Here is a 21,243-nt window from a genome sequence, read left to right as displayed (position 1 = left end):
GATTCAGGCTCTCAAATTTTCCGCGAACGCGCGCTTCGCGGCGGCGACGAATGCCCGCACGCGAGCCGGATCCTTTTTCCCGCGATTGCCGGGAACGTCGGTGTGCGTAAATGAATCGACGCCCCAGGGCCTGACGGCAGCGATCGCATCGGCGACGTTGTCGGCGGAAAGTCCGCCGGCGAGGATCACCGGGATACGCGAGCGCTCGACCACGGTGCGGCTGATCGACCAATCGTGAGTCTCGCCGGTTGCGCCGGCGAATGGACGGCCCTTGGCGCCCGAATCCAGCATCAGGTAATCGACGCAGTCCTGATGCGCGTCGGCTTCGGTGAGGGTTTCACCAGTGCGCACGGCAATCGCGCGCAGGAGCATGACGGGCGCGATGCGGCCGCGAATCCAGGCGCAATCTTCGGGCTCGATCTCGCGCGCCGCAACGTGCAGGATGTCGGGCCGCACCGCGTCAACCATCGCGCAAATCTCGTCTCGATCATCGGACAGCGACAGCGCCACCCCGCGCGAGTGCGGGCGGATCGCGGCAAGAATCGAGCGCGCCAACTCCGCGCCGATTGCTTCGGCGACGACGCCGGGCTCGGCAACGACCAGACCAATCAGATCGGCGCCCGCGTCGGCGGTTGCGACCGCGTCGGACACAGACGTCATGCTGTAAATCTGGACGACCATCGGCTTGCAGTTATCGCTTTTGAGTGCCGGCAGTAAGTTGACGCGCGCCCTGGTTCGGATGAGCCGTAACTTCCAAGTAATCCACCCGGTCGTCGCAATCAAGCCGGAGAGATTGGTAGTGGGTCAGTTGGAATTTCAGGCTTTGAAATTACAAATCGTGATTTCAAGTTGGGGCGGGATGCGTCGCGCGATCCAGGTGTGCAAGGCCGAAACTCAGAAGTTGCGGCGATAGGTGACGTAGTTCGCGCAGACCTTGGCGCCCAGCTTTTCGGCGGTGCGGCGCGACGGCCAGTTGTCGTCGAGCACGAGCGTGTAACTGAGATACTTCGCGCCCCCGCGGATCAGGTGCAGGTACGCATACGCGGCCATCGCAAGGTTGACGCCGCGGCCGCGTGCCTCCTCGAGCACGCCGATGCCGAGAAAGTTGAGTTTCTCGTGATCGCCGAGGGTGCGGCCGGGCTTGAGAATTGCGCCGTCGGGAGTGGCCGGAGTAACCATCAGGGCGCCGACCGGCTGTTCGCCGCGATAGGCCAGCACGGAGGTATCGAGCGCGCCGAACATCGCGAAGAGCTCGAAGAGGAATGCGAGTTCGCCGGTGGTGAAGGGAGTCGCGCCCCAATGACGCGCGAAGGCGGTGTTCCAGGTGTGTTCGAAATCGTGGAGCCGGCGCGCGGCGGGCAAATCCTTCAGCGCGACGATTTGGAATCCAGCGCGGCGGCTTGCTTCGAGTGCGCTTTCGTAGCGCGCGACCAGTTCGGGGGTCACCTCAATTTTATAGTCAACCCATCCTTGCTCGGTTTCGAATCCCGCGTCCTTGAGCAGCGCGTGATAGTACGCGGGATTCTGGCGCGCGATGTCGGGTGGCAGGGTCTCGTAGTCGTCGATCACGAACGGAAATTCGAGCAATCCGAAGCCGGCGCGCGCGGCAGTCGCGCCGTTGGCCTTTATCCACTCAGAGGCCGCGTCCATCATCAATTTGACGGCGTCGCGCGTGCCGGGCATCGCCTCGAACATCACGATATGCCCGAGCGATTCTTTCCAATGGCGTTGATAGTGGCTGTCGATTATGGCGACGGCACGCGCAACGATTTCGCCATCGACGCGGGCCGTGAAGGGCCGGAACTTGCGCCCGGCGGCGAACGGTCCATCGCCCATCAGGACCGGCAGTTGCACCGGAACCATCGCGGCCCATCGCGCGCTGCGGTATTCGTAAACCCGATGCTGGAAAAGAACGAACTCGGTGAGCGCTTCCTCGCCCGAAGGCGACTCGATTCTAACTGACAACTGGAGACCCTCCCCACGCGCTCACAAATCACGCGCTTTCATTCAGGGTGCCGAATAGCACGCCGGCGCGATGTCGCCTTGTTTCCGCTCTGTCCGTGCGCTAACCACTACGAAGGGGCGAGGGTAGCGCCCGGCGAGTGGAAACGTCAAACAATCGCGGGCCAATGGCGTCCCCAGGAGCGGCTGAGCGTCATGGTTGAAAAAACGATCGAGCTCACGGGTATCTCGGCCAACTCGGTCGAAGAGGCCGTGCAACTGGCAATCTCGCGCGCCGGCGTGACGATCGAAGGCATCCACACCGCTCATGTCGAGGACATCGCCGCAATGGTCGAGGCCAACCGAGTGGTCCGATGGAGGGTTCGAGTCAAAGTGACTTTCCAGGTGAAAGACGAGCTGCACGAGTGAGTAACTCGCGCGAGCATCCGGATGGCAGTCGCGAGGGTTGATCCGGTGAGCTGCGGCCACGAAGGAAGGCGGCGGAGCGCAAGGACTTACCGGTCATGCGCAACCTGCGGCTCAGAGTAGTCGATGGCGACGAAAATAGTCGAGGTTCATCCGGGTATCTACGAGATCTTTCTGCCGCTGCCGATGCGGCCGACAATCATCAACGTTTATTTACTCGACTGTCACGGCGCATGGGCGCTGGTCGACACGGGGATGAACTCGCCCGAGAGCATCGCGGCACTCGAGGCAGCGATGGCGGAAGTCGGGATCAAGATCGAGGATCTCGATGCGATCATCGCCACGCATCATCATATCGATCACTTTGGCGCGTCGGGCGAGATTCGCCGCCGCAGTCATGCCACGACGCACATTCATCGCCTCGAAGCCGAGCGCGCCGGCAGGATGGTCGAGTTCGGAAAGACGAGTTCTCACGATCGGCCCGAGTCGCGCGCGTTTTTCGTGCGCCACGGATTTCCGATCGAGCAATTAGCGCCGACCGGGATGCGCCCGGCATGGATGGGGACGTCGATGTACGGGCCGGTCACGCAACCCGACAGGTTCATCGACGATCACGACGTAATCAAAATCGGCGACCGCGAACTCGAAGTGATCTGGACGCCGGGCCATTCGCCCGGTCACAACGTGATCTACATCCGCAAAGAGAAAGTGATGATCGTCGGCGATCACCTGTTGCCCAAAATTACTCCACACGTGGGTATTTATCCGGACGCGGCGGGAACCAACCCGCTCGGCGACTTCCTCAACTCGCAACTGAAGGTCCAGAAGTTCGAGGTTGAGCTGGTATTGCCGGCGCACGGCGGCGTGTATCATGACCACCGTCATCGCGCCAATCAATTGATAGAGCATCACCGGTATCGAGAGGCCGAAATGCTGGATTTGACGCGCAAGACGCCGCAGACGGCGTTCGAGGTCGCGCAACAGGTATTTGGTGGCGAGGAACGGCCGCTATTCCACGTGATGGCGGCGACGTTCGAGACCCTTGCGCACCTGGAATTTGCCTGTTTTGAAGGCCGGGCGCGCCGGTCGGAGCGGGGTGAACGAACCGTGTTCCAGGCGTTATGAGCGAATTACGGGGGGTTTGCTAATTTTCCCAGACGGTGTATTTTGGCCCTGCTCAAACGAGCGGCGGATAACCATGTCAGCTCGGTTAGTGGAGGGGTCCCTAGATTGAAGGAGGATGCCATGAAACGGAAGATCGGATTGGTGCTGGCTTCGGGCCTGGCATTGTTAGTCGCCGGTTGCGCGGGCCAAAGCACCAGCGGCGGCAGCGCGGCACCCGGTTCCGCGGCGCCGACAGAGTCAACGGCAAGAAATTTCAACTTGTCCGTCAAGTGTCCCGGCGTGCACTACTTAAAGAAGAAGGGCTGGTCGGATCAGCAAATTATGCAGCAGGAATCGATCGAGGAACAGGACATTCCTGCTTGCGAGCAATGGGTTCAGGCACAGCCCAAGGGCTACGTGCCTCCTCCGCCCGCGGGAACCCCGGTGGCAGCGAAAGCTCCTTCGACCGGTGGTGCTCCGGCTCCGACCCAGCAGTAATACGTCTGGGGACGGCGTGCTGATTCGCGCAAATTGCGCGAGTCTGATCGCGTCCGTATGAAAAAGCCGAGGCGGCGCGGCATCTTGTCAGAGATGCGGCGCCGCCTTTCTATTCTGCGTTATTTCAGTATTTCACTCCGTCGCGAATCCGCGCCGGAGGAAGGTTTCTAGCGAGCGTGGGCCGTCGCCATGCGCTTTACGCCGTGACGTCCGGGTGCACTTATGCGACCGCTGCGGACCACTGGCGAACGCCTTGCCAAGCGCCGCGTGGACTCGCCCGCCAGCTGCTGAGCCCGCCATTCGCGCAGACCCCGGTGCAGGAATTGCGGTTCGATCCCAAGGGTTTCGCAGACCGTCTCGAACGAGAAGGGGCCTTCTCCGCCTTCCCCGATTAGCCACTGTTCGGCCTCGCTGAACAGACGCTTGCGTGGTCCGCCCTTGGCGTCGGCGTTATTCTGGAAGCATCGAAGGGCGTCCTCCAGAATAGCCATCATGAGCTTCTTGACGGGCCGGATATTACTGTCGTCGCGCCGACTGTCGTAAAACTGCTCAGGTGTCAGAACGTCTGGCACGAATAGATTTCCGAGAGCGCTGTTTTCCCATTCCATTGTACTTTGTCCCCACCCGACAGTGCCTGCACCTAGCGGAGTCAGGCGACTCGCGTCGGGATTGCGACTTTTGGTCGTTAGACAGCAAGACACGCAATGATCATGCCGAATTCATAGGCAAGTGCCCTAATACTAATTTCGCTTGCAACTTAAGGCATCATGAACGCAAACTCGGGCTGCCAGCTATTGAGAAAGTTAGAGTACCAGCCATTTTTTCGCAAATCGCTCCGCATTATGCGAATTATGGAGCCTCTGCTCATAGGCTGACTCATTTGCGACATGCGCTACGATTTGGCCACAGACCGTCAATCATTTGTCGCTCAAGTGCAATAAGCAGGCTACGCGCTCAAGCCCAGAATCATAAGGAAGTTCGACTGAATATGGGAAGCCGGATCCGGAACCCGATAGGCAAATAAGACGAATTCAGTTCCGCGCAATACCGCTACTGGACGGTGTCGGGGCCGCCACTGGAGCCTGCAGGCCCGCGCCTGCGCTCCTCGAGCTTGAAGGTCAGTATGTCGAGCAGGCAATCAACACGATCCGTAAGCGCCTCGAGCATCGTCTGTTTTTCGAGCGGCGTGACGTCGAGATGAAAGCACAGGAAGTTGATCAGTGCGGCGCCGCGCAGGCCGCGTTGATCAACGATCGCGCGCCAAGCCTCATCCGCGGCCTCGCCAAGATAGCTGAACAGCATCTCGCGCATCGCTTCCATCGTCTCGGTGTCGCAATCGAGCGCGTCGGGCCGAACCGGACACCAATTCACCTCCGCTTGCCGATAAGAGCGATCGCGAATTTCGCGCACGATGCGAAACTCGCAAACACCCTCGAGGACCAGGTTGTAGCGTCCGTCGGCAAGCTTGATGAGACCGCCGATTTTACCTGCGCATCCGACCTCGAAAATATCCGGAAAGGCGTGGTAGTCGCGTTGCCGATCGCCCTTGAGCAGCGCCATCCCGATCATCCCGTGCAGCTCGGCGACGTCGGCGATCATCTCGCGATAACGCGGCTCGAAAATATGTAGAGGTACGCTCAAGCCGGGAAACAACACGAGGTTGGGCAAGGGAAAGATTGGAATGATAGTGGGTAATGCAGCCACGTTTGTGGTCGGCGCCTGTCAGTCAGGTTAGGGCCGTTGCGATCCAGCGTCAAGGAAAAGCGGCGTGGCCGCGGTCCGATCGCGGCGGAGATACCACCGGCGCGCGGTTTTGCTATGTTTCAGGCAGACGATCCGCGATTTCGAGGAGGAGCACGATGGGTAAGGCCGTCGCTGCCGTGTTCACCACGCACGTACCCTGGCTGATGAGCGCCGATCCGGTGGCGCACCGGGCGTACCTGGGCCGTCACGCGACGACCTTTTACGATGCGATGCTGAAGCTCGAGCGCGAGCGCCTGCGTCATCTCGAATTCGACACTTTCCTGCTAATCGATACTCACTGGTTCTCAACTTTGGAGTACGTGCTCAATGCGCATGAGCGGCTGTCGGGTGTGTTTACGTCGGAAGAACTGCCGGCGCTGCAGCATGACCTCGAATATGATTACCGGGGCGACCCTGAGCTTGCGCGCGGAGTTGAGGTCGAGGCGCGCGCGCGCGGGATTCGCGCGATTGCGTCGGCGCATCGCAACTTGCCGGTGCAATATCCCACGCTCAACGTGATGCACTATTTCAATCACGAGGCGCGCCACCGGGTGCTCCCGGTCAGCGTGTGTCAAACGGCGTCGGTCAAAAACGATTTGGCTTACGGCGCCGCAATCGGACAGGCCATCTGGAAATCGAATCGCCGGGTTGTGATCGTGGCGTCGGGCGGAATGTCGCACAAGTTCTGGGACTACGATCGAATTCTCGACCGCGCATCGGCGTCGCCCGACGACATCGCTTCAACCGCCAATCGACTTTACGACGAACGAATCATGGAATGGTTCAAGGCCGGGCGGCATGACTCGGTGCTGGCCGCCGCCGACGACTACCGCGCGCATTGCTCGCCGGAGGGCCGCTTCTCGCACTACATCATGATGGCGGGTGCGATGGGTGGCGACGGCTGGACCTGGCGCGGCGAGCAGTTCGGAAAATACGAGGCCGCGCTCGGAACCGGCCAGGCAATCTTTTTCTTTCAACCTGCCATCAGCGGAGCCGAGCGCGCCGCGGCCTAGCGCGACAGCGCCGGAGGTGCGCGTTGAAGCCTGCACACGGAAGACCGGCGACGGTGGCGGGGCGCTTGCGCGGCGAGGTGCTCTGAGATGGGCGCGCGCTCGGGCAACAACTACCTGTCGTCGCTGAAAAAGCTCGGCGCGGAAATCTGGATCGGTGGCGCACGTGCCGGCGACGTTACCGCCCATCCCGCGTTTGCCAATTGTGCGCGCTCGATCGCGTCGCTCTACGACATGCAGATGGAGCATCCCGAAACGATGACGTTTCGCACCGACGACGGCGGGCGCGCGGGGATGTCGTTCATAATTCCGAAAAACGCCGACGACCTGCGCAAGCGAACGCGGATGATGAAGACCTGGGCGGACTTCGGATGCGGGATGCTCGGGCGCACGCCGGATTACCTCAACGTGAGCCTCGCGGCGATGGCGGCGGCGCGCTCTTTTTTCAGTGAAAGTGATGCGCGCTACGGCGACAACATCTGGAATTATTATATCGAAGCGCGCCATCACGATTGGTGCGCCACGCATACCATGGCAAACCCGCGCGCCAGCCGTGGCGCCCGATGGACGGGACATACCGGCGCCGAGCCCGCGCTCAAGCTCGTCGAAAAAACCAGCGACGGCATTATCGTCAACGGCGGCGGGATGCTGGCGACGCTGGCGCCGCTATCCGAGGAAATCCTCGTGCTTCCTTCGACCGTGCTGCAGGCCGAGCCGGCGGCGGAGCCGTTCGCGCTGTCGTTTGCAATCCAGTGCAACGCCAAGGGCCTGAAGTTCATCTGCCGCGATAGCTGCGACGCGGGCGGTTCGCGCTTCGACAATCCGCTCGCGTCGCGTTTTGACGAAATGGACGCGGTGGTCGTGTTCGACAACGTGCTCGTCCCGTGGGACCGCGTGTTCCTGTGCGGTGACGTGGCGCGATACAACGCGCTGTATGCGGGAACCGGCGCGGTCGTTCACATGATGCACCAGGCGGTTGTGAAAAATGTCGCGAAGAGCGAGTTCATTCTCGGACTGGCGGCGCGAATCGCCCAGGACGGCGACGAGATGCAATTGCATGGCGTTCGCGAGCGGCTGGCCGAGATGATCACGACCACCGAAACGATGCGCGCGTGCTTGCGCTCCGCCGAAGCTGACGCCGCGCCCGACCAGTGGGGCGTGTTCACGCCGGCGCGAGCGCCGCTGGGCACCGCGTGCAATCTTTTTCCGCGGCTGTATCCGCGCATGGTCGAGATTATCCAGCTGAGCAGTTCGAGCTCGCTGATGGCGACACCGTCGGCGAGCGACTTCGCAAATCCCGCCGAGGTGGCGGATATCGAGCGCTACTTCGCAGCCGCGGATTCGCCCGCCAAAGAGCGCGTCGCGCTTTATAGATTGGCGTGGGAGGTCGCGTGCAGCGCATTCGGCGGCCGGCAAGTTCTTTATGAGCGCTTTTTCTTCGGCGATCCGGCCGGGATGGCGAGTGCGCTGGTCGATAGCACCGACCTGAAACCGCTGGCCGATCGCGTGCGTGCTTTCCTGAAGCGCCCCGACTGAACCGCGGGTGCATCTCGCCGCGGCGCGGGTGGCGGGGGATGGCGCCGACGCGGTATCGTCATGCTCTACTATCCCGATGGCGAGACTTCGAAAGGCGGCGCGAATCTGGGGAGATCCCAAGGCACGCGAAATTGGCCAGCGCGCACTGATCACGCCTGACGACCGCGTTTTCACGATCGATCCGCCGGCGATTTTCGGCCGTCGCGCGCCGGTCGAAATCGAGATCGGCGCGGGCAAGGGCGAATTTATTATCGATCGCGCCGCGGAATTTCCCGAGCGCGACTTTATCGCGGTGGAACTGTCCGCGACGGTCACACGCGTGCTGGCGGTGAGATGCGGGCGCGCGGGGCTCGACAATTTGCGCGTCGTGCGGATGGACGCGCGCACTCTGGTCAATCTGATGCTCCCGGACCGCAGCGTGAGCGCGTACCATATCTACTATCCGGACCCCTGGCCCAAGGAGCGCCACGTCAAGCATCGGCTGTTCACGCCGACGCTGGTCGCGAGTCTGTTTCGTACCGTCGAGCCGGGCGCAAGCGCCTACGTCGCAACCGACGTGCGCGATTACGCGGGCGAGATCTTCCCGATGATGCTCGCGGCCGGATTCATCCGCGCAGTCGAGGCCGCGCCCGGCGCGGATCGAACCGGGTTCGCGCGCAAGTACGTGGCTGCGGGCAAGCCGGTTTTTTCGGCCTCGTTCCGCAGGCCGCGCGAGTCCAAAAATCCCTGAAGCCGCTCGGTTATCGCCGCCATGCCTCGAATCGGGGCTCGGGCTCGGATTGCAATGCTGAACAGCGTTGTTTAACCTTTTGGCGTCTCTAAGATGAAACGATTGCTGTTGATATTGGTGGCTTTTGCTCTGCTGCCTGCGGCCGCTTGCAGTCTGCGTCAGAAACCCACCGGCGAGAACTATTACGCGCAAGGCCAGCTTGATTTCGCGACCAAGGAGTACAAGGCGGCAATCGAGAACTATCAGAATTTGATCGATAAGTTCCCGTTCAGTCCGTACGCCGAGGATGCCGAGATGAAAATCGGCCTCGCCCATTACCAGCAAAAGGATTACGCCGAAGCGATCGGCGCGCTCGACGATTTTCAGCGGATGCATCCGACCAGCAAAAACCTCGAGCTCGTCACCTACTACATCGGGCTGAGTTACTACGATCAGATTGGGCGCGAGGACCAGGATCAAGGCAAGACCGTGGCCGCGCTCAAGCGCTTCCAGGAATTGGAACAGCGCTTTCCGGAAGGCGACTTCGCCGAGCTGGCGCACGAGAAGGTCCTGGTATGCCGGGAGATGCTCGCACGTAACGAGATGATCGTCGGCAACTATTACTACAAGCGCGCGAACTTTCGCGCGGCGGAGTCGCGATTTGCCGAATTGCTGCAGAAATATCCGGAGACTCCCGTCGCTCCGGACGCGTTGTTCGAGCTTGGAATCTCGCTGGAGAAGGAAGGCAAGCGATACTCCGCGGCGCAGGCTTTCGCCGCCGTCGAGAAGCATTTCCCGAACACCGGCTACGCCAAAAGAGCCCGGACCGAGCTGGCCAAGCTCCACCAGCCAATCGATACCGAAGAAGATCCGCTTCCACTGGTGCTCGCCGAGACCGGCTACGGCGGAAATCCCGATGATTCAAATGCGGACAAAGTAGTCGTGCGCCAGCGCTCCGATGTCGCGTCGGCGGCTGGCGGGTCGGCATACGGATCCGACGGACTGCCAGTCCTCAACACGCCATCGTCGCCGCCCGCCGCGGGAGCTCGAGCATCATTGCCGGATATACCGCCCATGATGCATGCGCCCGATGCGTCGCAGCCCGATCTTCCCAATCAAAAGCCCGGCGAGCCGAACATGATGCGGGTGCCTGCCCCTGGCCTGCCAGCGCCGACCGGCAGTATAGCGGGCGCCGCCGCCGCCCAGGCGCGCGCGATGACAGGCGCCGCCAGCTCGGCACCGGAGCCGTCGTTGCATCAGATGGAGTCGGGCGCGGGCGCGCCGGCGTCTGCGCCGTTGTCGTTAAGCGAGCCGCCCACGGCCGGTCCCGCGACCCTCAAGACGATCAGGCTGTCATCGAACGATCCGCCGCTGTCGGTGGTTCTTGAACTCAGCGGGCCCGTGAGCTTCGACAAAAACCTCCAGAGCAATTCCGGTGGTTCGACCGCGACGGTGGTGCTCAAGGACGTTACCCCCGACTCGGCCCTGCAGACTCATCTGGTGTTCGACAAGTCGATTTTCAAGGATTGCAACGTCTCGAGCAGTAAGTCGGGAACGACCGTGACCTTGAACATGCAGCCGGTCGCGCATTTTGCGGTCGTGCCGCTGGAGGGGCCGCCGCGCCTGCTGGTAACGTTTACGCCGCAGGCGGGAACCCTGAAGACCAGCGCCGCGAACTAAGCCTGCAGCAGTGGTCGCGCGCGACAACGGAGCGCGGCCTTAACACTGGGTGCAGGGGTCACCCCTGCATCACGCGAAGACTTCGTCGAATTTGATGCCGAGGAATTTGAGCACCACTTCGGCGTAAACCTTCAGTCCCCAGTAAAAGCCCTCGACTGGGATTCGCTCGTCGTTGCCGTGATAGAGCGAGCCGAACGGGATGTGCGCATCGAGCTGGACCGGCGAGAATCCGTAACACGCGGCCCCGAGCTTCGAATAAAACTTGTTGTCAGTCGCACCGGGGATCATCCAGGCAATCGCGCGCGCGCCGGGATCAGCCGCCTCGACAGTCTGCTTGATCAACTCAAACAGCGGAGTGTCAGGACTCGTCTCCGCCGGTGGTGCGGTCTTGAGCAACTCGAAAGTCGGCTCGGGACCGACTATCTGGCGCAGCTCGGCCATGAAGCTCTCGGGATCTTCGCCGGGCAGGGTGCGGCCGTCCAGCACGATCGTCGCCTCGCCGGGAATCACGTTGTCCTTGTACCCGGCGCGCAGAATCGTCGGCGAGACCGTGTTGGCAAGCATCGGCGCGAACAACGGCCCGGGCGATTCGATCGGCACGCCCAACTCCGCGAGCGTCCGGCGCATGAGCGGCGACACATTCGTGCGCATCGGCGTTTTCACGATCCTGGTGATCAACTCGGAAATTCGGGAGATCGCAGTGTCCGAGCGCGGCATCGATCCATGCCCCGGCATCGCGGTGACCTTCATCTTGACCGTGACAAAGCCCTTCTCTGCCACCTGGATCGGATAGAAGCGACGGTTCCCGAGATGAACGGTGAAGCCGCCGAGCTCGTTCAATACGTAATCCGCGCGGACCAGTTCGGGATGCTGCTCGACGAGAAATTTCGCGCCGAAATCCGAGCCAGCCTCCTCGTCCGAGACCGCCGCCAGTATCACGTCACGATTCGGCTTCGCCCCGGCCCGCTTCATCGCGGTCATCATCACGAGGTCCATCGCGCATTTGGATTTCATGTCGAGCGAGCCGCGCCCCCATAAGCATCCTTGCACGATTTCGCCGCTGAACGGCTCGCGCGTCCATCCCGATCGCTCGACGGGAACCACGTCGGTATGCGACGCGAGCAGCAGGGCGCCTGCGGAAGAATCGGTGCCCGGATAACGCGCGACCAGATTAGCCCGGGTTGGTGCGCCTTCGCGGATCACGGAACTGATGCCATGAGCGCCGAGCGCGTCCGCCAGGTAATCGGCGGCGATTCGTTCGTTGCCCGGCGGATTGGTGGTGTCGAGCCTGACCAGCGCGCGCAGACAATCAAGCGCCTCCTGCCGGATCGCCTGCCAGGAGATTCTCATTGAGCTAAACCTTTCCTTGAATCTGTAATTGTCAAATAAAGCTACAATTTGTTACGGTTTAATCGTAGGTATATGAGCGTCGATTATCGCGGCTGGAACGGCGCAAAGAAAGTACCTTGCAGATGTAGCCGCGGGTATTCTGTTCCCGGTGGCATCCGCGAATGAGTGACGATACCCTCGGACCAAGGTTGCGGATCGTGGGCATCATTTGTGTCGAAAGAGTCATCGTCGCGGTGCGCGATTTGGCGGCGTCGTGCGAAAACTGGCGACGGGCCGGGTTCGCCGTCGCCAACCACGAAAATGAATTCGACCGCGCCGGTATCCGTATCGCTCGAATTGCCGCGGGGGCCGTGGAAATCGATCTGTGCGCGATGCACTCCGCCGAATCTGAGTCGCCGCTAGCTGAGCATTTGCGCGAAGCGACCAGCAATGACAATGGCGGCGGCATCGTCGGATGGGTCTGGGGTGTAAAGGGCGCCTCCACTGCGGATGAGCGTCAGTCGGGGAGGGGCCGCGCTCGAGAATCAATCCTGCTGCCGGGGCTATCGGAGCCTGCCATCGAAGCTGCGATGCTTTCGTCCGGATTGCCGGGGGTCGTTACTGCTGCCGCTCCAACCACTCTTGACATCGAGTCGCGCCGCCAGTCGCTCAGCCGGGTATGCGGGAGCAACGCAAACAGCGTCGACTATCTGGAGCATATCGTCGTGATGACTCCGGTGCTGGAGGACGCACTAGCTGCGCACGAGGCGATTGGCGTCCCATGCAAGCGAATCCGTGAAGTCGGCAATGGCGCCAGACAGGCGTTTTTCAAGCTCGAGCAGACCGTGCTCGAAATCGTGGGACCGGCGCGTGGACGTCCGGGATGCTGGGGGCTTGCGCTGATGTGCTCGGACATCGTGCGAGCAGTTGCAACGGTGCGTGCGGGCGGCTTGCAGGCGACGCAGCCCAAGCTCGCGATTCAGGGTGGACAGATCGCGCGAATCGTCGAGCCGCTCGATGGAGTCGCGATTGCGTTCATGCAGTCCGGCCCCCGTCGCGATGACTGAGCGATCGCCGTCAGGGTGAGGCTGCTGACGCGCTTTAGAAAGGGCGGTGGCCGAAGAACACGGCATTGATATCGCGCTTGGACGCCGCGAGTGCGTCGCGCGATTTCGCCGCCATCGTTTTTGCCAGCTCCCGGGCCGCCGGCATCAACGCGTCAGGTTTGACGACCCGGTTCAGCGCGCCCATCGCGAGCAATTCCTCGGCCTTGTAATGGCGGCACATCAAGATCGCTTCCTTCGCGCGCCACGGCCCGAGCCTGGCGGCGAGCACGCTGGCAGGAGCGCCGCGATACGGCACGTCGAGATCCACCTCCGGCACCCAGAACTCCGCACCCTCGACTGCGATCGCAAAATCGAATGCGAGCGCAAATGACCATCCGCCGCCGACTGCGTAGCCGTTGATCGCGCCAATCGTGATCTGATCCAGATGCGCCAGCACGTCGAACGCCCGGCCTATCAGCCGCGGCCATCGTTTGCCGAACTCGCCCGTGCGGCGGCGGCGCTCGGCGGGATCGACAACGGCGCCGGCCGGGTTCTTGAACATCGCGTTGTCCGCGCCGGCGCAAAAGGCGGCGCCCTTTCCGGTCACGATCAGCGCGCGGCAATCGCGATCGTCGCGGACGGTTTGCAGACGGCGCTCGAAATCGAGGATCACTCCTTCATCGAGGCAATTGCGGCGCTCGGGGCGATTGAACGTGATCGTCGTGATCGGGCCGTCTTGCTCGACGAGGAAGTTCTCTGTCATCTGGCTCGGCTCCATTCATGTTGCTTTACTGCGGCGCAATGCTCCGGTGCAACTCTTTGACTTTTTCGCTTTTTCACCGGCTTGCGCGGCCGCGACCGATGTTGAACAATCGCTTTTTTCACTGTCTGGCGCGGAGAGGTGGCCGAGTGGTCGAAGGCACCAGATTGCTAATCTGGCGTACTGGGTAACCGGTACCGAGGGTTCGAATCCCTCCCTCTCCGCCATCCAGTCTGGCATGTTATCCTACTTTTTGGAGAAGTGGTAAAATCGGCGCGTGGGGCGCGATTCACGCGCGGCGGTGGAACCAGAGAATGCCACCGGCCGCGGCTGAGTGCAGAAATGGCGCAAAATTCTCTGTTCGCGATTTAGGTGGTTCCATCTGCGAGCCGGCAGATATCTAGCGGGAACCCAGGACGCACCCAGCTAGGGCGCGTAAAGGCAGCTCGGCCGGCGTGAGCTATCGAACATCCAGAGCACGCTCTTGCGCGCTCCAGAGCGGGGGCAGATCGATTCTTTGGGTCATCGCTAGGGTGGTAAGGTCCGCTGGCTGGCGGCCCTCGGCGATCGCCTCGACAATCCTGGGCGCGAGAAACGCTAGCCGCATCACGCGTCGCACGTAACGGCCGGTCAGCCGTTCTCGCTTGGCGATCTCGCCGATCGACCGCACCTGGCCTGAAATCAAATCGTTGGACCATCGATACGCACGGGCGGTTGCCTTGAGCAGTGGCAGATCGATCCGGGCCGCCGGTCCGGCGTCACCATCAATGATCAGACGCATCTCAACGCCGCGCCGCTTCATCCGCATCGGGACGAATCGAGCTAGCGCAAGTTCCTTCGGAGTCGCGACGTCACGCCCTTCATCGGATGGGATCGGCAATTTGATGGAAACCTGGATGCCGTCCTGCTTGAGTCCGACGCCTTCGATCAGCCGGGTCAGTACCGATGCGGCTTCCGCTTCGGACCGCAGGCTTTGAATCCAAGCCTCGGCGGCCTTGAATATCGAAGGCAGTTGGCTCGCATCGATGTTGAGTTCTTCAATCGCTCCGGCGATCGCCACTCGATCACCGAGAATCTGCCGAGTCGCAGCGCCAACGGCTCGCTCAAGCTCCGGTGCAGCTACGCGCCACCCGCGCCGGTCAGTATATTCTGCGGAGCCCCTCACCAGATCCCGCGAGACGTAGTAGCGATAATGGCGCGCGCCTTTTACCGCGCCTTGCACATATAGGGGCTCGGAGTTCTCGTCGAACAGTTTTCCCGCAAGCGGGCTGGGTGGTGCCTTGGTCGGGCGTTTGCGATGCGTGGCGGCCTGATCGCGCAGGTGCCGCTGGACCTTTTCCCAGAGCTCGCGGCCCACTATCGGCTTGTGCTGCCCCGGATGGCGTTCCTTCTTGTGACGGATTTCGCCGAGGTAGATCGGGTTCGACAGCAGCTCGTAAAGAGCACCGCGCGAAAATTGCCGGCCTCCCGATCGCACGCCGTTTTTCGACACCCGGACTTTGGAGATGATCCTGCGGCGCTCCAGATCGCCTCTCAGCAGCCGGACGGAACCGAGTTCGAGATATCGCTCATAGATGTGTTTCACGGTCGTGGCTTCGGCCCGATTGACTACCAGTCGGCGCTCGCGGATGTCGTAGCCCAGCGGCGTCACCCCGCCCATCCACATTCCCTTGCGCTTGGAGGCGGCGATCTTGTCACGAATCCGCTCGCCCGTTACCTCACGCTCGAATTGCGCGAATGACAGCAGGACGTTCAGAGTAAGTCGGCCCATCGAGGTGGTGGTGTTGAACTGCTGCGTGATCGAGACGAACGATACGCCGTGCGCGTCGAACACCTCGACCATCTTGGCGAAGTCAGCAAGCGAGCGGGTCAGGCGATCGACTTTGTACACGACCACCACGTCGACGAGTCTTCGCCGGATATCTTCCAACAGGCGCTGGAGGGCGGGGCGCTCCATTGTGCCGCCCGAAAGGCCACCATCATCGTAGGCGGTTTTGACGAACCGCCAGCCCTCGCCCGTCTGGCTCTTGATGAACGCCTCGCACGCTTCGCGTTGCGCATGCAGTGAGTTGAAGTCCTGTTCAAGGCCTTCTTCAGAGGACTTGCGCGTATAGATCGCGCAGCGGCGCGTTCGCGACTTAGCGTGTTCCATTGCGCAACTCCTCTTGCGATCGCTTGAGGCCGAAGAACAGCGGCCCCGACCATCGAGTTCCGGTAATCTCGCGCGCGACTTCCGAGAGCGAACGATAGTGCCTGCCGCGGAAACGAAATCCCTTTTCGAGAACGCTTACCTGATGGCTGATACCGCGCCATTCGCGCACCAGCACTGCGCCGGGCTTCACGGTGCGTGACGGCGCCGCGGCCAAAGCTGACCCGTTAGCGCCATCATGGGCGGACTGTATCAGTAGCCGGCGGGTCGCCGGTTTGATGCCTCCAAACGATTTTTCCTGAATCCGGTAAGCGAGCGCCCGGAGCATGAACGCCCGGCTGATTTGGCGCGGCGGTTCAATGCCGTACAGAATCCGCCACTTACCCTTCAGCGCCTTCGAGCCAAGCGTGGAAAGGCTCCCGACTTCCCGCGCCAGATCCTCCAGATTGCCGCCGTAGGTGTGCCGCCTTGTGCCGCGGCCTGCTGAATTGGTCTGCGTCATTGAGACCTCCTTTCGGTCTCCATGTGCGCTCAGCCCGCGCAGGAAGTCCAGTCGTTTTGAACAGGCTAAGCCAGCGAAATCTTTAGAGATTTTACGCCCTGGGGCTGAATTCGGGCCTCGTTTTCTCTGCTGCGATTTCGCCAGTCCCATTCGCCTTCCAATCGCCCCGAATCACTCGCTTCATGCATGGAACAGAGCGAACATCCCGTCGAGCCCTTTACGGCTTAGGAGTTTAGACCAAATGGAACACGCGAAATTGGCGAACGGAAGCGGGCATAAACTACCGATCGGACGCTCCCCATCCCCAGCCGAGCAGGATCAGATGGACGCGGCGCGGTCGGTCCGTAAGAAGGCGGTCCGCAAGAACTCTGCCCCGAGAAAGGCCAAGCCTGCACGGCCGCTGCGGAAGGAGATGGGTAGTAAGTCGAAATCAAACAAGCTGGTTTGCCGCTATTGCGGGAGCGACGACCTGGCCCCAAGTTTCATCAAGCGGCGGGATCGCCGATGCCGAAAATGTTTCAGCAGACGCTACGGATCGGCGGCACGGGGGAAGAAGTCGAAGGTCAAGAAGTAGCGGTCACGATGCGAAATAGGGACCGGACTCGAAAGGGTTCGGTCCCTTTCTCGTTCTGCGCTCGATTCCGGTGCGAGGATTAGCGAAACCGGAAGGAGACCAGAGAGGCCATTGCAGGCAGGATCGTGAGCATGGCGGCCACGCTAAGGCGGCCGGTGGATAAACTCCAACGATTATGCACCACACGGCATTATGAGCAGCGACAGGTGCCCGCGCCTGGTCAAACAGGGCTTCGACGTCTATATGATCGATCGGATCCTGATGATCGATTGGATCCTGCCCCGGCCCGACGACAAACGGCGCGGCTTCGACGCATACGACTGAGCCGGCGGCGCGCTCAAGAGGCGCACTACTCGCGATCGCGTAGATGCCGCGGCCGGTTTTCAACGTTATGGGCAAAGTGAATGCCGTCCAAATTCCCCGGCCGCAGGGGCGTCCGTCGAGATTCTTCCCCTTCGGCAGCACTCAGGGCTTCGGCTCAATCACAGCAACCTTCGCTCAGAATGACACAAAAACAAAAGATTAGGTGGAGCGCGAGGAACCTGCTCCGCTGCGAGTGCGGCCGGAACTGCCCTCCCAGAACAGCACCACCGGGCCGGCGATATAGATCGAGGAATAGGTGCCAGTGATGAAACCGATCAGCAGCGTGAACGCCGACGGGCGCAGGATCGGCCCGCCGAACGCGAGCAGCGAGATCAGCACGGTGATTGCGGTGCCCGAAGTCAGAATGGTGCGCGAGAGAGTCTCGTTGATCGCGCGATTCATGATCGATGCGATCGGCTCGCGCCGCCTCTTGGCCGAATCCTCGCGGATACGGTCCGAAACGATGACAGTGTCATGGACTGAGTAACCGATAACGGTCAGCACCGCGGCAAGCGTGGTCAGGTCGAACTGGTACTGGCTGATCACGAGCGCGCACATCACGACCAGCACGTCGTGGACGAGCGCGATCACAGTGCCTGCGCCGAAACTCCAGCTCACGTGGCGGAACTGGAACGCGATGTACGCGCCCATGAAGATGGTTGCGATGATAACCGCGGCAAAACCCTTACGGCGCAGGTCGCTGCCGACCTTGGCGCCGACGCTCTCGACCCGCACCACCTTCGCGACGTTGGGCCCGTAGGCTTTGTCGAGCGCGGTGCCGAGCTTGGGCCCGAGGCTGCCGATGTTCTTGACCGCCTGGAAGCGGGCGAGGAAAGACTGGCCGGCCTTGCCGAAGTCCTGGACCGTGACTTCGCCGAGATCGAGCGGCGCGAGCGCCTTGCGAATCGCGTCGCCGTTGGTGCGGGCGGTGAACTCGATTTGCGCGACGCTGCCGCCGGCAAAATCGACGCCATAGTTGAGGCCGCGGGTGAAGAGCAGCACGATCGCCCCTATGTTGATCAAGGTCGAGAGCGCGACGAAGAAATAACGCTTGCCGACGAAGTCGAGATTGATATCGGGACGGATGAGCTGTAAAGACATCGGCCCTGTTTAGCTTTTCGCGGTTACGTGCACAAGCATGGTCAACTCGCGGCTGCGCGGAATTTCATCACGCACCCTATTCCGATCTCACGCCACTCGCGCGCTGGTTCATCATGATGCGGGCGCTTGCCACCGTGGCGATTTGCATTTGGATTTCGTGATCGCTTCGCAAGAGATTCTTGAAGTCCACCTCTCTTAGTACCAGGAGCTGACAGTAGCCGCGCGAGTGGACATCTCCCTGGCGGCGCTGGCCGGTAACGAGCCCCATCTCGCCGAAGAAGTCGCCGGGGTTCAGCCGGATCTTCTGACCCACCACTTCGACCTCCACGCTGCCCGATGAGATGAAGTACATCGCGTCGGCGTGGTCGCCGTCACGAATGAGCTGCTCGCCGGGAACTGCGAACCGCGGCCGCAACAGGCGCGCGATGGTATCGAGCTGCACCTTGGTGAGCTTGGCAAATATCGGCACCTTGGAAATGAGCTGCCGGGCCTCAAGACCGAGATCGAGACGCGGCCGCACCTCGACCTCGGTTCGGGTGAGCTTAACCTCACGGCGCAGGGCGCTATACAGCTCGGGACCAATCACGCCGTCTTCGAACAGGGTGCGGTATTCCACGTCTTCGCGGCGCAGCCAGGTTTTGTACAGGATGCGCCGTTCGAGCTCCTCGGCATACGCGGGATACTGCTGGCGCAATGCTTCCAGCGCCGCGCCGGTCATTTCGTGACGGCCGCGCAGCACCTCGCGCAGCATCGACGCCACCTTCTCGCCCAACAGCGGCACCAACTTTTCTTCGATGTAAGGTTCGAGCTCCTTCAGCACGATTTGCTGGACCAACAGAGACTCGAAGCGATCCGCGAGGCGATCGACCAGCGGTCCCTCAATCCTGAGATGGCGGTGGGCCCAGAGAGCAAATCGAAACCGCGGCGAGAAATCGACCATGTGTCTCGCGGTGCGGAGATACTCAGCCGGGTCCCCCGCACGAATGCGATCGACCAGCCGTCCGACAAAGGCGAGCATCTCCTCGACGATGCGTCCGGACATGGTTCGTTCGCCAAAATGATGCAACACGAGCTCGCGCTCGTGACTGGCGAGCGCGGCCAGACCGAGGAGGAGCTGGTAGTCGCCGGCATCGCCGGAGCGCAACGCCGCACCATCAGTGGGCAAGTCCGCTTCGGCGACGACGCGGTTGCGAATCACATCGGAGATGAGAGTGTCAGGAAATTCATAGTCGGTACCGATCGTCTTTACGGTGTTTGAAATGCGATCGCGTGACAGTCTCAGTACTTGATCGCGCAGCGCCTGGTCGACCGTGGAAAGCCGATCGAGGCCAACAAGACGAATCAGCAACCGAAGCGTCGTGCCATTGACGAGCAACGTGAAGAGGACAAAACCAGTCGCTAGGATGGCGACGAAGCGTTGAACATCCGGCGCGATCTTGGTGTTCTCAGTCACCGAGAGCGCCAGCACCAGCGTGAGTGCGCCGCGCAAACCGCCCCAAAGAATTACAGCCTTGAAACGATTGCTGACGGTCTGGCTCAGGTGCAAAGTCGCCATCGAAGGAAGTAAGCCGAACACAACGACCGCGCGCGCCAACATCGCCGCGCCGATCAGCACGGCGAGCAACACCATGTCGTGCCAACCTATGTTGAACAGCATCCGCGGAACGAGCAGTGAGGCGAAAACGAAAATCAACGAGCTGGCCCAGAATGCCAACTGCTCCCATAGCTCGTGCAGAAAATGCCAGTCATACGGCGACATGCGCCGCTGCGCCATCGCACTCATCACGAGGCCCGAGGTCAGCGTTGCAACTACTCCGGAAACTCCCAGCTGCCGCTCGGCGACTATGTAAACGAGATACGGCAGCGCGAGTGTGAGCGTAACCTGCGCCAAACGCATGTCGAGCAGCCATCGCAGGACACCCGCGATGAGGCGTGCGCCAATATAGCCAACGGCGATGCCGCCCGCGAAGCTACGTACGAAGCTCACTGCCGCAGCACCCAAACCGAGTCGCTGCCCGCCGATCAAGGTCCCCATGAACATTACGAATAGCGTGATGGCGACGGCGTCGTTCAGAAGGCTTTCGCCTTCGACCAGCCGGTTCAGGCGCGACGGCGCGCCGACATCGCGGAAGATGGCGATCACCGCGACCGGATCGGTGGTGGCCACGATCGAACCCAGCATGAAGCAAGCGGTGGCTGGAACCGCCACCAGCGGGATTAGCGCCGCGCCGATTGCGACGGTGGCAACCAGCACCGCCACGACCGCCAGCAGCAGAATCGGCGCGGCGTCTTCCATCATGCGCCGCACCTCGATGTTCAACGCGGCGTCGAACACCAGAATCGGCAAGAAGATGTAGAGGAACGCGTCGGGATGAACCGGCAGATTGACGATCACGTTCGCCGCCGAAGCGAACCTGCCGAGGCCTTCAGCGCGCATCAGGTACATCGACGTCAGCCCGATCGCTATGCCGACCAATGCCAGCAGGACGGTCGGCGACAAACCGAGGCGATCAGCCAGTGGCGCGGTGAGCGCGACCGCGATCAACAGTCCAGCGACCAACAACAGAATGACTTGCAGATCCATGTTTTCGAACGGCTTCGGGCCGGGGCTATAACTCCCTTCCTCCAAGCCCGCGATAAACCTGAGCAATCAAACCCTTTCCTCACCAGCCTGCTAGGGAAGCTCTGCACAGGTTGCTGCGCAGAGGTGACTGACAGAAGTGATCATGAGGATTGGGTTCAGCGAAGTGGCATCGAGGGGCGGATGGCGCC

General features: G+C 61.5%; 20 protein-coding genes and 1 tRNA gene. 11 read left to right on the top strand and 10 right to left on the bottom strand.

Features of this window, described 5'->3' with window-relative positions:
* Positions 1 to 3: 3 nt before the first annotated feature.
* The gene (locus ABSB13_RS04655; protein ID WP_428105869.1) at positions 4 to 681 is read right to left on the bottom strand and encodes a phosphoribosylanthranilate isomerase; all 678 of its coding nucleotides are present in this window, start codon (positions 679 to 681) and stop codon (positions 4 to 6) included.
* A gap of 213 nt (positions 682 to 894) precedes the next feature.
* The gene (locus ABSB13_RS04650) at positions 895 to 1,965 is read right to left on the bottom strand and encodes a GNAT family N-acetyltransferase (RefSeq protein WP_428105868.1); all 1,071 of its coding nucleotides are present in this window, start codon (positions 1,963 to 1,965) and stop codon (positions 895 to 897) included.
* Between the two features lie 192 nt (positions 1,966 to 2,157).
* On the opposite strand from ABSB13_RS04650, the gene ABSB13_RS04645 reads away from it, so the two are divergent.
* The 3 genes from ABSB13_RS04645 to ABSB13_RS04635 all read left to right on the top strand — a co-directional run bounded on the left by ABSB13_RS04645 (position 2,158) and on the right by ABSB13_RS04635 (position 3,969).
* Positions 2,158 to 2,370, top strand: a complete 213-nt coding sequence (locus ABSB13_RS04645) for a dodecin domain-containing protein (protein ID WP_428105866.1) — start codon at positions 2,158 to 2,160, stop codon at positions 2,368 to 2,370.
* Between the two features lie 123 nt (positions 2,371 to 2,493).
* Positions 2,494 to 3,492: an MBL fold metallo-hydrolase gene (locus tag ABSB13_RS04640; RefSeq protein ID WP_428105864.1), complete on the top strand. Its 999-nt coding sequence runs from the start codon at positions 2,494 to 2,496 to the stop codon at positions 3,490 to 3,492.
* 120 nt (positions 3,493 to 3,612) lie between these two features.
* Positions 3,613 to 3,969, top strand: a complete 357-nt coding sequence (locus ABSB13_RS04635) for a hypothetical protein (RefSeq protein WP_428105863.1) — start codon at positions 3,613 to 3,615, stop codon at positions 3,967 to 3,969.
* 167 nt (positions 3,970 to 4,136) lie between these two features.
* Here the strand turns inward: ABSB13_RS04635 and ABSB13_RS04630 are convergent, their stop codons facing one another.
* Positions 4,137 to 4,577, bottom strand: coding sequence for a hypothetical protein (locus ABSB13_RS04630; RefSeq protein ID WP_424674151.1), 441 nt, complete (start codon positions 4,575 to 4,577; stop codon positions 4,137 to 4,139).
* A gap of 442 nt (positions 4,578 to 5,019) precedes the next feature.
* Positions 5,020 to 5,673 (bottom strand): LON peptidase substrate-binding domain-containing protein, encoded by a 654-nt coding sequence (locus tag ABSB13_RS04625; protein ID WP_428105861.1) that lies wholly within the window; start codon positions 5,671 to 5,673, stop codon positions 5,020 to 5,022.
* A gap of 155 nt (positions 5,674 to 5,828) precedes the next feature.
* On the opposite strand from ABSB13_RS04625, the gene ABSB13_RS04620 reads away from it, so the two are divergent.
* The 4 genes from ABSB13_RS04620 to ABSB13_RS04605 all read left to right on the top strand — a co-directional run bounded on the left by ABSB13_RS04620 (position 5,829) and on the right by ABSB13_RS04605 (position 10,647).
* On the top strand, positions 5,829 to 6,725 hold the full coding sequence (locus tag ABSB13_RS04620; protein ID WP_428105859.1) for a DODA-type extradiol aromatic ring-opening family dioxygenase: 897 nt from the start codon (positions 5,829 to 5,831) through the stop codon (positions 6,723 to 6,725).
* A gap of 87 nt (positions 6,726 to 6,812) precedes the next feature.
* Positions 6,813 to 8,258, top strand: a complete 1,446-nt coding sequence (gene hpaB, locus ABSB13_RS04615) for a 4-hydroxyphenylacetate 3-monooxygenase, oxygenase component (RefSeq protein WP_428105857.1) — start codon at positions 6,813 to 6,815, stop codon at positions 8,256 to 8,258.
* 76 nt (positions 8,259 to 8,334) lie between these two features.
* Complete coding sequence (gene trmB / locus ABSB13_RS04610; RefSeq protein ID WP_428105855.1) at positions 8,335 to 8,988, top strand: tRNA (guanine(46)-N(7))-methyltransferase TrmB; 654 nt, start codon at positions 8,335 to 8,337, stop codon at positions 8,986 to 8,988.
* A gap of 93 nt (positions 8,989 to 9,081) precedes the next feature.
* Entirely contained in the window at positions 9,082 to 10,647 is a 1,566-nt protein-coding gene (locus ABSB13_RS04605; protein WP_428105853.1) for an outer membrane protein assembly factor BamD, read from the top strand.
* A 69-nt stretch (positions 10,648 to 10,716) separates the two neighbouring features.
* On the opposite strand, the gene ABSB13_RS04600 is transcribed toward ABSB13_RS04605, so the two are convergent.
* Entirely contained in the window at positions 10,717 to 11,997 is a 1,281-nt protein-coding gene (locus ABSB13_RS04600; protein WP_428105852.1) for a M20/M25/M40 family metallo-hydrolase, read from the bottom strand.
* A gap of 161 nt (positions 11,998 to 12,158) precedes the next feature.
* Here ABSB13_RS04600 and ABSB13_RS04595 point away from each other — a divergent pair, with 161 nt between their 5' ends.
* Positions 12,159 to 13,043 carry a VOC family protein gene (locus tag ABSB13_RS04595; RefSeq protein ID WP_428105850.1) on the top strand — a complete coding sequence of 295 codons (885 nt, stop codon included), beginning with the start codon at positions 12,159 to 12,161 and terminating at the stop codon, positions 13,041 to 13,043.
* Positions 13,044 to 13,077: 34 nt separating this feature from the next.
* On the opposite strand, the gene ABSB13_RS04590 is transcribed toward ABSB13_RS04595, so the two are convergent.
* Entirely contained in the window at positions 13,078 to 13,785 is a 708-nt protein-coding gene (locus tag ABSB13_RS04590; RefSeq protein ID WP_428105849.1) for an enoyl-CoA hydratase/isomerase family protein, read from the bottom strand.
* Positions 13,786 to 13,917: 132 nt separating this feature from the next.
* On the opposite strand from ABSB13_RS04590, the gene ABSB13_RS04585 reads away from it, so the two are divergent.
* Positions 13,918 to 14,009, top strand: a tRNA-Ser gene (locus tag ABSB13_RS04585).
* A gap of 233 nt (positions 14,010 to 14,242) precedes the next feature.
* On the opposite strand, the gene ABSB13_RS04580 is transcribed toward ABSB13_RS04585, so the two are convergent.
* Positions 14,243 to 15,934, bottom strand: coding sequence for a recombinase family protein (locus tag ABSB13_RS04580; protein ID WP_428105848.1), 1,692 nt, complete (start codon positions 15,932 to 15,934; stop codon positions 14,243 to 14,245).
* A complete protein-coding gene (locus ABSB13_RS04575; protein WP_428105846.1) occupies positions 15,921 to 16,583 on the bottom strand; it encodes a DUF2924 domain-containing protein in 663 nt (220 codons plus the stop codon). The genes ABSB13_RS04580 and ABSB13_RS04575 overlap by 14 nt, the downstream gene beginning before the upstream one ends.
* Positions 16,584 to 17,199: 616 nt before the next feature.
* Here ABSB13_RS04575 and ABSB13_RS04570 point away from each other — a divergent pair.
* Positions 17,200 to 17,331, top strand: a complete 132-nt coding sequence (locus ABSB13_RS04570; protein WP_428105845.1) for a hypothetical protein — start codon at positions 17,200 to 17,202, stop codon at positions 17,329 to 17,331.
* A gap of 198 nt (positions 17,332 to 17,529) precedes the next feature.
* Here the strand turns inward: ABSB13_RS04570 and secF are convergent, their stop codons facing one another.
* Positions 17,530 to 18,471, bottom strand: coding sequence for a protein translocase subunit SecF (gene secF, locus ABSB13_RS04565; RefSeq protein WP_428105843.1), 942 nt, complete (start codon positions 18,469 to 18,471; stop codon positions 17,530 to 17,532).
* A gap of 76 nt (positions 18,472 to 18,547) precedes the next feature.
* A complete protein-coding gene (locus ABSB13_RS04560; RefSeq protein WP_428105917.1) occupies positions 18,548 to 20,953 on the bottom strand; it encodes a cation:proton antiporter in 2,406 nt (801 codons plus the stop codon).
* Between ABSB13_RS04560 and ABSB13_RS04555 the strand changes: the two genes are divergently transcribed.
* Positions 20,843 to 21,243: hypothetical protein (locus ABSB13_RS04555; RefSeq protein WP_428105918.1), on the top strand; the 401-nt coding region annotated here is incomplete at its 3' end. The genes ABSB13_RS04560 and ABSB13_RS04555 overlap by 111 nt on opposite strands.

This window comes from Binatus sp. (SeqCode) (assembly GCF_050013435.1).
Taxonomy (GTDB): domain Bacteria; phylum Desulfobacterota; class Binatia; order Binatales; family Binataceae; genus Binatus.
Note: the sequence above shows the minus strand (reverse complement) of the source record. Positions and strands in the feature narration are given on the sequence as shown.